This window comes from Legionella fairfieldensis ATCC 49588 (assembly GCF_000621525.1).
In the GTDB taxonomy this organism is placed as follows: domain Bacteria; phylum Pseudomonadota; class Gammaproteobacteria; order Legionellales; family Legionellaceae; genus Tatlockia; species Tatlockia fairfieldensis.
This window is the reverse complement of sequence record NZ_JHYC01000018.1, coordinates 39,682-52,719: the sequence shown is the minus strand read 5'-3', so window position 1 is coordinate 52,719 and position 13,038 is coordinate 39,682. Positions and strand designations below refer to the sequence as shown.

Genomic DNA, 13,038 nt, shown 5'->3' with positions numbered 1-13,038 from the left:
GCTAAAAGCTGAAGTAATTTAAAGTTTTAGTGATACCTGATTGATATTATTTTTATCAAGGTAGTCCATTAGCCAAATAATATTCTCTTTAGAACGAGCCAAATTATATTTTTTAATAGAGAAAGTTTTGGGTAAGTGTCCTTTTTCTATACCCTCGTAATAGTCATCAACAGATGGAAAGCGACTGTTTCTTAGGTAAAATGAGCAAGGCTTAGTGAAATAAGTGAAAGTTCCCTCTTGGGCTTCTGCTCTAGGATTATCAATAAGATGGCTTTTAGGCATGACAATCATGGGTGATGGTTCTTCCGATAGTTTTTCATAGACAAATATTGAGAGCTGACCATGATTTTCTAGAGGATTTTTACCAAGAGCAAAGTATATGGATTTCTGAAAATTAAATGTCCAGTCCAATGCAGCTGTTGATGCGCCATAATGTTGTGGATAAGTTTCATCTATTCCAGCTAACTCCTCATCTAGGACACCACCTCTAATTAATTTTCCATCTTCACTAGTTAAGGTTAATAATCTTGGTAAAGTAGTTTCAATGAACCAAATAAAGTTTTCTTGTGTTGTCCAGAATAAGGAGTCCCTAGCGGCTAAGCTTTCTTTGTCAGTTATAATGCTTCCCAGCTTATCTTCATGATATTTATGTAGGTGATAATTATAGATCATTATTATTTGGTAAAGTCTAAAGAGGGGCTTCAAGTTTTCAAATGCGAGAATTTTTTGTGGTGTCACAATAAGTGAATTGTAGGGTGGAAGGTTGTCAAACACTGCTTTTTCTAGGCTGCTACTGTTTATCCAAGGTTCCAGCAAGTCACGAGAGGGATATCGATTGACCAACTGAGTTATATTATTTGGGCGAGAAAAATTTGGTAGTAACCTAAATGTGAAATCTGATTGACCTCGAAAAAGTGTATCTTTTTTTTCAGATTCTAACCAAAGCTTTTCTATCAATTCATTGGCGGTTGCTACTTGTATCCCCTTTATGAGGGCCAGATTAAAACTCATAATTCTAATTTTCTTCCTAGGAGGCTGTTTATAAGTTTCATATTCTCGAGGTTTTGTGTTCTTGATTAATGCCTTCGGGAATGAGTTGAGCCTGCTTACCTCAACTTATAAGCGGTAAAGAGTTCTAAGTAAACCCCTTTATTATGTCTACATTGCGTCTACATGACCTTTTTAAACTTTCTAAAACTACTCGTAACTACTTGATTTTATTGGTGGGCCCACTAGGACTTGAACCTAGGACCAACGGATTATGAGTCCTGTGTTTTTTATAAAAATATTATTAAAAATCAATAGTCATAAGAAGATAAGCCTTTCTGTGGGGCGGCAGTGGGGCACTAAAGAATAATCAATGACAATACATAGTAACAAATTGCAATAATATTTTCAGACAACATTTCCATCTATAAAATTGTATGTTATCTTTGCCAAGCTTTTATGGAAATTGTTATAGCAAAGAGAGTTTTGATTTAAATTAAGTCCAAATGAGGAAATAGTTTCAAACTTGTTTGTTAATTCAAATTTCTAAAGCATTATTTGTTTTAATAACTAAAATGATATGGAAATTATGTTTAATTGCACTTCCTTGGTTAATATACCGGCCTATGATGCCAGTAATAACGGTTTAATTATCGAATTCAAACTCACAGCAACTTCAAGCGATAAACTTCTAATTAACACACGTGGAAAAGTAGCAGAAGCACTTCAACGAAATTTCAAACGCATTATTGAAATAATGTCATCAATGAAAAAATCATGGGAACATTTTGAGTCAATTAGTTACTTATTGGAATGTAATAACGATCACTTTATTGTGAAAGATTCCAAGAGTTCAAGTATGGCGTTAAGCATTGCTTTGATTAATATCAATAGAGCTATACAAGGGAAATTGCCAGTATCTGGGCTTTCAGGAACGGGTGTTCTCAGAATAGATGGGGTGTTTGATAATGCTCATCAAGAAGAAAAAAAATATCTTGCAGCAAGAAACTTAAAAACAATCAATAAATTTATTACTCCAAAAGAGAGTAGAAATCTATTTGAGCTAGAACATTTGATTAATCAGTTTTATTAAAAAGGAGTTAACTATGAAGGTAAATCTAAAAAAATTAGCAGCAACTCTTTGCTTAACAGGGAGTGTTGCAACTGCAAACGCGGGCGTATGTAATATTGTTCCAGGAAGTGTTACCTGTGGCCATGGTACAGTAGAGAGTTTATCTGGCAATGGAATGGTTACCGTTAATGGAACAACTGTTTCCGGTGCAACGCTTGTTAATGGTTTATTAAATGCGGATGATGCGAACTTCTATTCTTTAGATGTAAATGGAAGCGCCAAATTAACGCAATGTACTATCAATGATGTAGCGAGTATTAAAGGGTCTTTAACTGCGTCGTCAACAAAGTTTGAAAAGACACTAGATGTATATTCCAGTGAAACACGTTTTATAAACAGTAAAGTAAGTAATGATTTACATTTAGGACATACTGATTCCAGAAAACAAGTTGTTTATTTGGATAACTTCTCTGAAGTATCTGGCGATATCATTTTTGATGATGGTGACGGAGAAGTGATTTTAAGAGGCCAATCAAAAATTGGTGGAAAAGTAATTGGTGGACATGCCGTTTCAAAATAATGATTTAAGGATTTAACATGACTGGAAGTATAAATAAAAACACTGAAGTTGAAATATTCTTTGGTATGTATAGTGATGGAAAAGAAGGTGGTAGTGATGGTAAAGAAGGGAGCAAGGATGGCGGTCACGATCATCTTTTTGCTTTTCCAACAAATCCTAATGATGTAGAAAAAATTGATTACCAATTCTAATTCCATACATCAAAAAAGCATTGTAATTGTCTCCCATTCTTTGGATGAGACAATTACACAATGCATTAAAAATAATATAAAAAATCTTGAAGCCGACATTAAAATAATTGTGCTTCAAGAACTTATATCTGGTTATGAAATTTTTGATGAAGTTAATGATGTTGGCACAAACATTAAATGGGTTAAAGGACTAAATCAAATATCCAACACAGATTATTATCTTTTAAATAGAGTACTGTATGTACCCAGTTCTCTGTTTACCAATTTTACTAAAGTCGATCAGGAATATGCTCAGCGTGAGTTTGAAGCTTATATTGGCTTTTCTTTTAATGCTTTTAATGGAATTGGAAATCATCTAGCTAATGGCACCTGTGTTGATAATGTGTCATTACCCAAGCAATGGAGCGTAGTTGCTAGAGAATTTGAAATGAACGTCCCTAATTATTATTGGGGTCCATGTGCTTACAATCAACTGAATAATAAAAATAGATTGGTTTATTCGAAAATATTTAACTTCCTAAATTGGTCGATCAATTCTAAACCGATAGAGGAAAATCATATTTTTTGTTTTGAAAAACCAGAGGGATATCCTGTATTTATTCTTTCAATTGGGGACAAATATTTAATTACAGCGGATATTAGCTTACCTAATGAGTTAAAAGATAAGTTGAAATTTTTGGCTAAAAGTATCAACCAATTTTTTAACCATTTTATTTCGGAAATATTAATTTTTATTCATGGTGAGAATCTAATTTTTGGTTGCATAAACCCTGATATTATCAGGTCAAATAAAAATAAAGAGTTTGAACATTTTGTTTGTACTAATTTAGTTAGCGAGTTTTATAAATGCATCAACTAGAAACCTTTATTAGCCCAAAATACCGCCCCGATGTGCTTGGTGGTCGATTAGATAAAGAGCATAAAGCAATTTTTAATATCACAAGCGAAGACGTAAATGAGCCGATATTAACTGTAAATGCTATCTGCTTTGGACCGAGAAAAGATAATGTATTGATTAACTTAGAACATGTAATAAATCGAGATGATAATATTTTCATATTTTATTATGAAGACATCCATTATCGGTGGTCTTATGTTCATAGCAATAATGAGAGCTATTTCTTATTTAAGAAAAATGATATCGAGCAGTATAAAATTAAACCCACTTATCTATATATTAGAGGATGTTATGTAGATCCTGGCGATAGATATTGGCTTTTGCTCGGTGACTTTTTTAACTTTGTTGAATTGTGGGATGGAAAAGTTCTTTGTCCACCTAAAAAGCAACTGTCTAATGAATCCAAGTTATATCAACTAAACAATAGCTTGCGAAAAGCAGCAAATGAAAACTCCTCTATTTCCTTGGGTTTTAGTTACGTTATCAAAGGGAAAAAGCAGCTTAATATATTAGAACAAAATAAATCTTATATTGTTAAATCTCTTTCTGGAGTTAGATCTATTGTAGTAGACGAAAAAGACTATAAAGGGTGGTGTGCCAATAACATAAACAATATTCCAGTGTTATTTCAGGAAAAAGTCAATGGAAATGATTTAAGAGCGCATGTAATTAATAAACAAATTTTTGCTAAGCGTTCTAATGCAAAAGAAAATATTGATTATAGGTATGACTCAAATTTTTTTAAGCTGTCTGATGTTGAAAATTTAGATGAAGAATTGCAGAGTTTTTGTTTGGCAGTAACTGATGAAGAGGATAATAAGCTATTAGGTATAGACTTTATCCAAACTGATTCTGGTTATGTTGTTTTAGAAGCAAATCCTTCCCCTGGATGGTCTGCTTATCACCCTTTTAACGGTATAGATGATGAACCATTTATTACCAAATTACTAAGAGTTCTTAAGAGTGATGAAATTTAATAAACTGGCTAAGCTAAAAACAATTACAACATGTATTGTATTTGTTAAGTATTTATTGTGGTGTTTATTTTTTGTTCTCCAAGGTAAAGCAATAGAGCTCGCTATTGAAAAAAGGGAGATTCCCAGGCAGATTATCTGTACTTTAATAGGATATATTTTTGTAAAAATTCTGGTAATGATTTGTGATATTTTTCAAAAATTTTTAATGGAGCGATATAAAAACGTCGAATTAAGACAGCAGTGGAATTGCCACATGCCCGAATATATTTATAGCGACAATCAAAACAGTAAAAGCAGTATTAATGTATTATTTTTTGACTATCTTCCTAGAATGTTTGAGTTAGAAATTTCTTTGGTAACAAACACAGTAATTATATGTAGTGTTTTTACATTAACGATCACCGCATTTTTATATACAAGGTTCTATGTAGGCATTATTGCATTATTTCTAATATTTATCCTGAATTATTTAAGTAAAAATATATACGTTAAAAAAATTGACGATTCCCAGAAAGACACGTATTACAGTAAAATAAAAATATTAAATTGGGTTGAACAATATTTTTTTTCTTATCGAGAAATATCAAAGAATTGGCAGGGAATTACTAATTCCTCTTGGAAAAATGAGGTTTACAATAAATACTTCATTTCTAAAAAGGCTCAAATTGTCTTTTATTTTTATCGTGATCTATTAGCGCAATTATTAGTTGAATTACCTTTTTTACTTAATACATCCATTGTTATTTTGGGCGTATATTACAAGTATTTATCTTTAACGCAACTTTTTGTTTGGGTAGGTTTTTCTCAATTTATGATCAATGCTTCAAATGCTTATTTAGAAAATAAAATAAATAAAAAGCAGTTAATGACTTTGAATGACCAAACTAAATCAATATTAGAAGGTTTTGATACCAAGTCATTAGACAATGAAAGACATGTTAAAATAGATGATTTTTTATCCCATGAAGTAATAATGAAAGATGGGGTAATCAATCGGCTATCTTTGGAACCAGGCTTGTACCATATAAAAGGAGGTAATGGCTCTGGAAAATCAACGTTAATGAATATTTTTTTGGGCTATGAGCGTGGAAGGTATGATTTTAAGAATAAAAATCTGTCTTCTTTTATTGCAAAAATAGAGCAAAAAAATGTTCGAGTGATTGATAGACACCCAATTATTTTTGAAGATTTAACCGATTTTAATAGTCAAATATGCGGTCCGATAATTTCTCAAGTACAGTGGAAAAAAACAGTCACCTATTCTTTAGGGCAATTGCTTGATGCTAACCAGGCTAATGAATGGATGAAAATATTTATTTCTTTGGAAGCTGAATATACTATTCGTAAAGATAAAGTCTTGTCTTCGGGTGAAAAGGTATTGCTTTCTTTTATGCGGTTTTTATCTTCTTGGAATAACGAAGTTAATTTATTAATCATTGATGAATGTGATTCTTTTCTGGATCAAGAAAAGAAAAAGCTTTTTATTATGACTATAAATGAGCTAGCTTGCCATATGGCAATTTATATTAGTTGCCATGAGACTGTACTGAGTAAATTTTTGAACGATTCTTTTATATGTTCAAAGCCAAATGTGGTGAGTTGTGAGAATTAAAAGCATAAAGAATTGTTTCCTAAGATTTAGAGTGAAAAGTAGCTGATGAATAAAATAAATGCGTTTTTGCTAGCGCTGGTAACTCAATGTTCCATTGCGGGGTTAATTTTCTTTGGGGTCTTTTAGATCCTTTAGTAGGGCTTTGGTTTTTAGGAATTTATTTTTTTGTATTTGGATTTTATTTGATGTACCGTTTCTTTCTGCGTAACGCCATTACAACAAGAAATAAATTTTAAGCCCAATAAATGGACTAATGGATTTTTATTTATTCATTTAACTGAACCGGTTTATTATCAAGTGCCCCTCAAATGCCCCATTAAGGAAAAAATAGTATAAATAATCAATTAAAATCAGGGTAAAATAAAAATAAATCATCGGATTACTTATCCGATGTTGTTATTTGTTGCCACTTATTGTAATCTCTTGCATCTCTAATCTGTTATTGAGAGTTGTTATGGCAAATATTGAAAAGAGAGTCAATCAGGATGGCAAAGTGACTTATCGAGTGAAGGTACGGTTGAAAGGTTTTCCAACTCAAAACGCCACCTTTGAACGTTTAACTGATGCGCGTAAGTGGGCACAAAATACTGAGTCGGCTATTCGTGAGGGTCGACATTTTAAAACCACGGAAGCCAAGCGAAGAACCTTGAGTCAACTAATTGAGCGTTACATTGAAGATATTTTACCCAGCAAGCCAAAGAATAGTAAGAACACATTGCTACATTTAACTTGGTGGAAAGCAGAACTTGGTTCATTCAGCCTTGCAGACATTTCACCTGCCATGATTGCAGAAAAGCGCGACCATTTGGCTTCAGGGATTACCAAACGAAATACAAAACGCTCTCCATCCACAGTTGTGCGCTATATGGCTGCTTTATCTCATGCGTTCACTATTGCAGTAAAAGAATGGGGGTGGCTCGAAGACTCACCAATGCGCCGAGTGACCAAACCTAAAGAGCCTCGTGGGCGTGTTCGGTTTTTAGCTGATGAAGAACGTACACGTTTACTTGAAGAGTGTAAAAACAGTGACAGTGAAACACTTTATTTGGCTGTGGTCTTAGCCTTATCTACAGGTGCGAGGCGTATGGAAATTTTAGGGCTGCAATGGCAAGACATTGATTTGCAAAGAGGCTTTATTACTTTACATGAAACAAAAAATGGCGAACGTCGTGCACTACCTCTAGCGGGCCATGCGCTTGAGTTAATGAAGCAACATGCAAAAGTGCGTCATGTAAATTGCTCGTTTGTATTTCCAAGTAAAAATTTCAAGAACCCCATTGATTTACGTACTCCTTTTGAAAACGCTCTAAAGCGTGCAGAGATCATGGATTTTCGTTGGCATGATTTACGGCATAGCTGTGCGTCATACCTTGCAATGAATGGAGCCAGCCTTGCTGAAATTGCAGAAATTCTTGGACATAAGACTTTACAAATGGTGAAGCGATATGCGCATTTGTCTGAGGCTCATACAAGTAAGGTGGTGGCGAAGATGAATGAAAAAATATTTGGAGTCTAATAGATGTGGGATTGTGAGCTTCATTCAAAATGGGTAAATGATACGCTGGATCAATTTGTTGTAACGCCTGAATTATCTTATGACAATGCTATTGCCTTATTTGATGCTTGGGTAGAGTTGGTTCAAGCAAAGATTGCAAAACAAGAAGAGTTTACTGCGTCTGAATTTTTATTGGCTTGTATTGGATATTTTATTTTTTATGACTTGAAAGATGAAAAATACTGTTTATCTTCTGCGGTAGATGAGCGCAATCGTAGCATCATGCACCACAGATCATTAAATTCTTTGGATGTTGTAGAGATAAAAGAGCGATTTAAGAACATTTCGATCAATTTAATTAGAAAATTATCTGCACATTGCGATCTTAACGAGAAAAAGAGTGCATTTTTTTTATTTGAATTAATCAATGAATTACAACATGAAGGCAAATTTGATCGTTATATTCAACGCGATCGACGGATGTATATTGCTTCAAAGGGTAAACCGCGAGTGATCGCTGGTAAAACACAAGACATCGGATCAATGCATTTAATCCCACCTGAGTTTATCCAATATGTATTGTACGTCCATTATGGCCTCGATCCAAAAATAGTAAAAGATGGTTTGCCAATGGTAAATAGATGCGCAGCAGAAGATGCTGCAAAGAAACTAGGCATCGAAAAGCATAACTTGATCAAAAAATGTTTTGATAATGGAATTGGTGTCTATATTAGTAGCAGCAAGTATAAGTTGAATCATTGTTTGGGTTCTGTGCATAAAGAAATCATAGATGCTAAGGCAGATCCTACCTATCTTTATCCACATCTTGGGCTTGTACGTTTATTTCAATCTGAGATAGAGGCACTTTATAAATCTCCAATTACAACGAATGGTCAGCAATGGCGTAATATCGAATTACAGCCTTCCCTGGCTGATTTAATCCAAGGCTATGCATGGTCTATCGAGCTGCGTGGGGTACAACAAATAACTATAGATGATTTATGGTTTATTGAAGATGAGATACTGGGACATAAACCTGAAGAAGCAACGAGGAGAGCCAATAAATCTAAGACAACGTGTAATGTATATCAAGTTAATGGAAAAAAATCTGCCAAAGCACGAAAAGAAACAGCCATAAATGAATGGGAGCGTGTGAAACCAGCACTCTTGAATATTGCGAAATCTTTAAAAATGAAAGTAACGGCTAATAAAATTGCGCAAACAGCAGTAAAGCGTGACATTATCCAGAAGTGCCAGCTATCTGGTGTGGCAAAAAAAATTCGAGTGGATAGCGATTTTACTCCGTATTTCAAATCCAAAGTCTCTTGATATCTATCTCGGCAACTAAATTTCGGAATGAACAATTTTCGGCGCGAAGACTCGGCTCATTCCGAAAAATATTTTTATGTGTATATGATTATTAATTTAAATTAAATCAATTGGTTATCAACAAACTGTGTGGTGGCTGATAATTATTCGGAATGAACATTTACAGGTTGTTGCCGTTTTTGCCTACTGACTGTGAATTTTAATTTTGGAGAAAATCATGTCAGTACAAAACAATCTACAGGTGTTTTATCCCAAACCTTTAGTTTCTGTAAAAAAAATGCCTGAGCTTTATCCTGGGTTTACACAATCCTCCATTAGATGGCTCATTTTCAATGAAAATAATAATGGATTTAAACGTTGTGTAAAACGTATTGGGAAAAAAATTCTTATAGACCTCGAACAATTTGAACTGTGGGTTGATAGTCAACAGGGAGATGGCAATCATGGCCTATAAAATGAGTGACCCAGTCGGACAACTGGGTAATCTTAAGCAACTTAAGCCTCCCTATGATAATTCAGCTTCGACCCAAAGAAAACGAATTTTAAGTTACCTGAAAAAAAATCACAGGATATCAACCATAGAAGCTCGTGAAAAATTAGGGATTTTACATCCTTGCGGGCGCATTAAAGAGTTACGTGCACAAGGCTATTGGATTGAAACTCACTGGACAAATGAACTTGATTCTAATGGTGTAGTACATCGAGTTGGTCTGTACATTTATAGAGGACGCAAGGAGGTAGCTCATGGAAGATAATCGTTCACAAGTACTAGCAGCGCGATGTAAAGAGTTGCAACGAGAGCTGTCACTCATACAAGCACAGCAAGATACCGAGCATGATCTAGCAGAGGAGCTTAAGCATCATCTTTGGGTAGAAGCAAAGCAGGTGGATGAATTGGTTAATCGTTTACTGGGAGGGCATCATGGCAAGAAATAGGATGATAAAGCCAGAGTTTTGGACAAGCGAGCAGGTTTTAAACTGCTCGCGTGATGCCCGTTTGTTGTTTATTGGTCTTTGGAATTTTGCCGATGATCATGGTGTTCATCCAGCTTCTTTTATCACAATAAAAGCTGAGATTTTCCCAGCGGATGACTTTTCTATTGATGAAGTTAAAAAACTGATTAATGAGCTGATTCAACAAGGATTATTGCGGGAATATAGTGTTGATAGAAAATCCTTTTGGTTGGTGACTGGCTGGCATTTACATCAGAGAATTGATAAACCACGTTCCCGTTATCCTTTACCAGAATCAGATTTAAAATTTCTCTCATACGGAGAAGATTCTGCGAATATTCAGCGATCCGTCAACGATACTTCGACGACTAATCGGCTACTTCTCGGTGCAGAAAAGAAAGGAAAGGAAAAGAAGATAAAAGAAAAATACATACGTGAAGTTGAAACTTCACCTGTTGATGCTTTTGAATCAACTTATTCTGCCAGCATAGAAGAAATATTTAGTTACTGGCAAGAAACAATGAATCATCCTCAGGCCAAGCTCGATAAAAAACGTAAAGGTGTCGTTCATAAGGCTCTGCAGTTGGGTTATAGCGTTGTTGATTTAAAGAAAGCGATCAATGGTTGTGCGCAAACTCCTTTTAATATGGGACAGAATGACCGGTGCCAGACTTATGATGATATCAGTTTAATTCTCCGTGACGCAGAGCATATTGAGCGTTTTATAAATAACGCTACCAATCCGCCCAATGAAAAACAAATCAATAATACGGACAATAATATAATGTTAGGAGTACTTTAATATGATGATGGCTAAAGAAATATCACAATGGCTTGCTCAACAGGCTGAGGACATTGCGAAACATTTATTACCCAATGGAAAACGACAAAGCAATGAATGGTGTATTGGTAGCATCAATGGGGAGGCTGGTGAATCTTTAAAGGTACATCTTGTTGGTGATAAAGCAGGAGTCTGGTGCGATTTTGCCACGGGTGATAAGGGTGATCTACTTGATTTGTGGGCAACAAAACGCAATTTAACGATCGCTGAAGCCATTAAAGAAGTGAGCCATTACCTTGGTATATCAATACCAAAATTTGAGGGTCACAAGCCCTTAAATTTCGTTAAACCGGTAATGAAAAATCTATCTCCGCCACTCAATCAAACTTCGCCCATAATGAGTTATTTAATTAATGAAAGGCAACTAACCCCTGAAACAATACAAGCCTATAAAATTGGTAGTCAGAATAATAAAATTATTTTTCCTTACTGGCGGGATGGTGAGCTCATTTTTGTAAAACAGCTTGATTTAGAGCGCGTTAATGGAAAAAAACAAATAGCGGTAGAAGCAAATTGTGAGCCTTGCTTATTTGGCTGGCATTTAATACCAGCTAACGCGCGCAAAGTGACCATTTGTGAGGGTGAAATCGATGCGATGAGTTTGTATCAATATGGGTTCCCAGCACTTTCAGTTCCCTTTGGTGGGGGCGGTGGCAATAAACAAAAATGGCTTGAGTATGAATTTGATCGGTTGGCAATTTTTGATGAGATCTACCTATGTTTTGATAACGATAAAGAAGGACATACAGCTACTTTAGAATTAGTTGAGCGATTAGGTCGTCATCGTTGCCGTATTATTAAACTGCCATGCAAAGATGCAAATGAGTGTTTGCAAGCGAAAATTACTCAAAAAGTAATAGAGCAATGCTTTCATACCGCGTTTACGCTTGATCCTGAGGAGTTAAAGTCAGCTCATCAATTTGTAGAGCAGGTAATTGATGTGTTCTACCCACCACTTGGGAGCCATCAAGGCTATAACCCGCCTTGGGAAAAAACAAAGGGCAAAATATTGTTTCGACCTGCTGAGTTATCACTGTGGACGGGCATAAACGGTCATGGTAAGAGTCAATTTCTCGGACAAGTTGTACTTCATTCCATGAAAGAAGGAGCTCGTGTTTGTATTGCAAGCCTTGAAATTATGCCCAAAAGACTACTGATGCGCTTAGCACGCCAAGCAGGTGCATTGGAAAAACCCAGTATCGAATATATTCATGCGATCCATAGTTGGTACGAAGATAAACTGTGGCTTTTTGATTTAGTAGGCAATGCAAAATCTAAACGATTATTAGATGTTTTTCTTTATGCTCGCCAACGGTATGGCATTAATGTATTTGTAATTGATTCATTTATGAAGTTGGATATAGCGGAAGACGATTACAAGGCCCAGAAAGCATTTATGGAGCAACTTTGTGATTTTAAAAATCAGAATAATTGCCATATTCATATTATTGTTCATCCACGAAAAGGAGCTGATGAAATGCAGCCTCCCGGTAAATTGGACAATAAAGGTACAGGTGCAATCAGTGACTTAGCAGATAATTGCTTTACAGTATGGCGAAATAAATACAAAGAGATCCTGAAGCAAAAGCAGGCAGTGGGTGAGGAACTAGATAAAAAAGAATTAAAAAAACTTAACGAATCTGACTGTCTTTGGTGTTGTGATAAGCAGCGTAATGGAGAATGGGAAGGGAGATTTGGATTTTGGTTTCATGGTGGTTCTTTACAGTATCTGGGCAGACCGGATCAAAAGCCTATTCGAGTAGTGGATTATTCGAGAAGTATAACTGAAGCTTAGTCATCGGAATTAATATTAGCTGGATTTTCTAGTTTAGACAGCGGGGGGATAAGCTCCCCAACGTCAACATTTAGTATAAAAGCAATTTTTATTAAATTCTGGATCGAAATATTTTGTTCGCCACGCTCAACTCGCCCCATATAAGTTCGGCCCAAAGTAGCGGCAGCAGCAAGCCCTTCCTGAGAAAATCCTTTGGAAGCTCTTATTGTTCGTATTTGATCGCCTAACTTTATAAGGTTTACGTGTTTTCTTATCATTCAACAAGTAAACCGATTGCACCTTATAAGTTCCACACCTAATAAGTGGT

The 13,038-nt window shown here is 35.2% G+C and carries 15 protein-coding genes; 13 read left to right on the top strand and 2 right to left on the bottom strand.

Annotation, left to right across the window (positions count from 1 at the left end; genetic code table 11):
- Positions 1-18 precede the first annotated feature (18 nt).
- Complete coding sequence (locus tag T345_RS0106565; protein ID WP_028388645.1) at positions 19-1,011, bottom strand: hypothetical protein; 993 nt, start codon at positions 1,009-1,011, stop codon at positions 19-21.
- A 565-nt stretch (positions 1,012-1,576) separates the two neighbouring features.
- On the opposite strand from T345_RS0106565, the gene T345_RS0106560 reads away from it, so the two are divergent.
- The 13 genes from T345_RS0106560 to T345_RS0106500 all read left to right on the top strand — a co-directional run bounded on the left by T345_RS0106560 (position 1,577) and on the right by T345_RS0106500 (position 12,731).
- Positions 1,577-2,080, top strand: coding sequence for a hypothetical protein (locus T345_RS0106560; protein WP_028388644.1), 504 nt, complete (start codon positions 1,577-1,579; stop codon positions 2,078-2,080).
- Between the two features lie 13 nt (positions 2,081-2,093).
- Positions 2,094-2,639 carry a hypothetical protein gene (locus tag T345_RS0106555; RefSeq protein WP_035918345.1) on the top strand — a complete coding sequence of 182 codons (546 nt, stop codon included), beginning with the start codon at positions 2,094-2,096 and terminating at the stop codon, positions 2,637-2,639.
- A gap of 17 nt (positions 2,640-2,656) precedes the next feature.
- On the top strand, positions 2,657-2,830 hold the full coding sequence (locus tag T345_RS15180) for a hypothetical protein (protein ID WP_165476852.1): 174 nt from the start codon (positions 2,657-2,659) through the stop codon (positions 2,828-2,830).
- On the top strand, positions 2,814-3,689 hold the full coding sequence (locus tag T345_RS0106545) for a hypothetical protein (protein WP_028388642.1): 876 nt from the start codon (positions 2,814-2,816) through the stop codon (positions 3,687-3,689). The genes T345_RS15180 and T345_RS0106545 overlap by 17 nt, the downstream gene beginning before the upstream one ends.
- Positions 3,677-4,705, top strand: coding sequence for an ATP-grasp domain-containing protein (locus T345_RS0106540; protein WP_028388641.1), 1,029 nt, complete (start codon positions 3,677-3,679; stop codon positions 4,703-4,705). The genes T345_RS0106545 and T345_RS0106540 overlap by 13 nt, the downstream gene beginning before the upstream one ends.
- A complete protein-coding gene (locus tag T345_RS0106535; protein WP_028388640.1) occupies positions 4,695-6,317 on the top strand; it encodes an ATP-binding cassette domain-containing protein in 1,623 nt (540 codons plus the stop codon). The genes T345_RS0106540 and T345_RS0106535 overlap by 11 nt, the downstream gene beginning before the upstream one ends.
- Positions 6,318-6,771: 454 nt before the next feature.
- Complete coding sequence (locus T345_RS0106530; protein WP_028388639.1) at positions 6,772-7,833, top strand: tyrosine-type recombinase/integrase; 1,062 nt, start codon at positions 6,772-6,774, stop codon at positions 7,831-7,833.
- A gap of 3 nt (positions 7,834-7,836) precedes the next feature.
- Positions 7,837-9,141, top strand: a complete 1,305-nt coding sequence (locus T345_RS0106525; RefSeq protein WP_028388638.1) for a hypothetical protein — start codon at positions 7,837-7,839, stop codon at positions 9,139-9,141.
- Between the two features lie 217 nt (positions 9,142-9,358).
- The gene (locus T345_RS13730; protein ID WP_035918342.1) at positions 9,359-9,595 is read left to right on the top strand and encodes a hypothetical protein; all 237 of its coding nucleotides are present in this window, start codon (positions 9,359-9,361) and stop codon (positions 9,593-9,595) included.
- Entirely contained in the window at positions 9,585-9,896 is a 312-nt protein-coding gene (locus tag T345_RS13725) for a helix-turn-helix domain-containing protein (protein WP_207385050.1), read from the top strand. Before T345_RS13730 ends, T345_RS13725 begins: the two co-directional genes overlap by 11 nt.
- A complete protein-coding gene (locus tag T345_RS0106510) occupies positions 9,886-10,077 on the top strand; it encodes a hypothetical protein (protein WP_028388637.1) in 192 nt (63 codons plus the stop codon). The genes T345_RS13725 and T345_RS0106510 overlap by 11 nt, the downstream gene beginning before the upstream one ends.
- On the top strand, positions 10,064-10,897 hold the full coding sequence (locus tag T345_RS14540) for a helix-turn-helix domain-containing protein (RefSeq protein WP_131777741.1): 834 nt from the start codon (positions 10,064-10,066) through the stop codon (positions 10,895-10,897). Before T345_RS0106510 ends, T345_RS14540 begins: the two co-directional genes overlap by 14 nt.
- A gap of 1 nt (position 10,898) precedes the next feature.
- Positions 10,899-12,731: a bifunctional DNA primase/helicase gene (locus tag T345_RS0106500; protein ID WP_051555163.1), complete on the top strand. Its 1,833-nt coding sequence runs from the start codon at positions 10,899-10,901 to the stop codon at positions 12,729-12,731.
- On the opposite strand, the gene T345_RS0106495 is transcribed toward T345_RS0106500, so the two are convergent.
- Positions 12,728-12,988: a helix-turn-helix domain-containing protein gene (locus T345_RS0106495; protein WP_207385049.1), complete on the bottom strand. Its 261-nt coding sequence runs from the start codon at positions 12,986-12,988 to the stop codon at positions 12,728-12,730. The genes T345_RS0106500 and T345_RS0106495 overlap by 4 nt on opposite strands.
- Between the last annotated feature and the right edge of the window lie 50 nt (positions 12,989-13,038).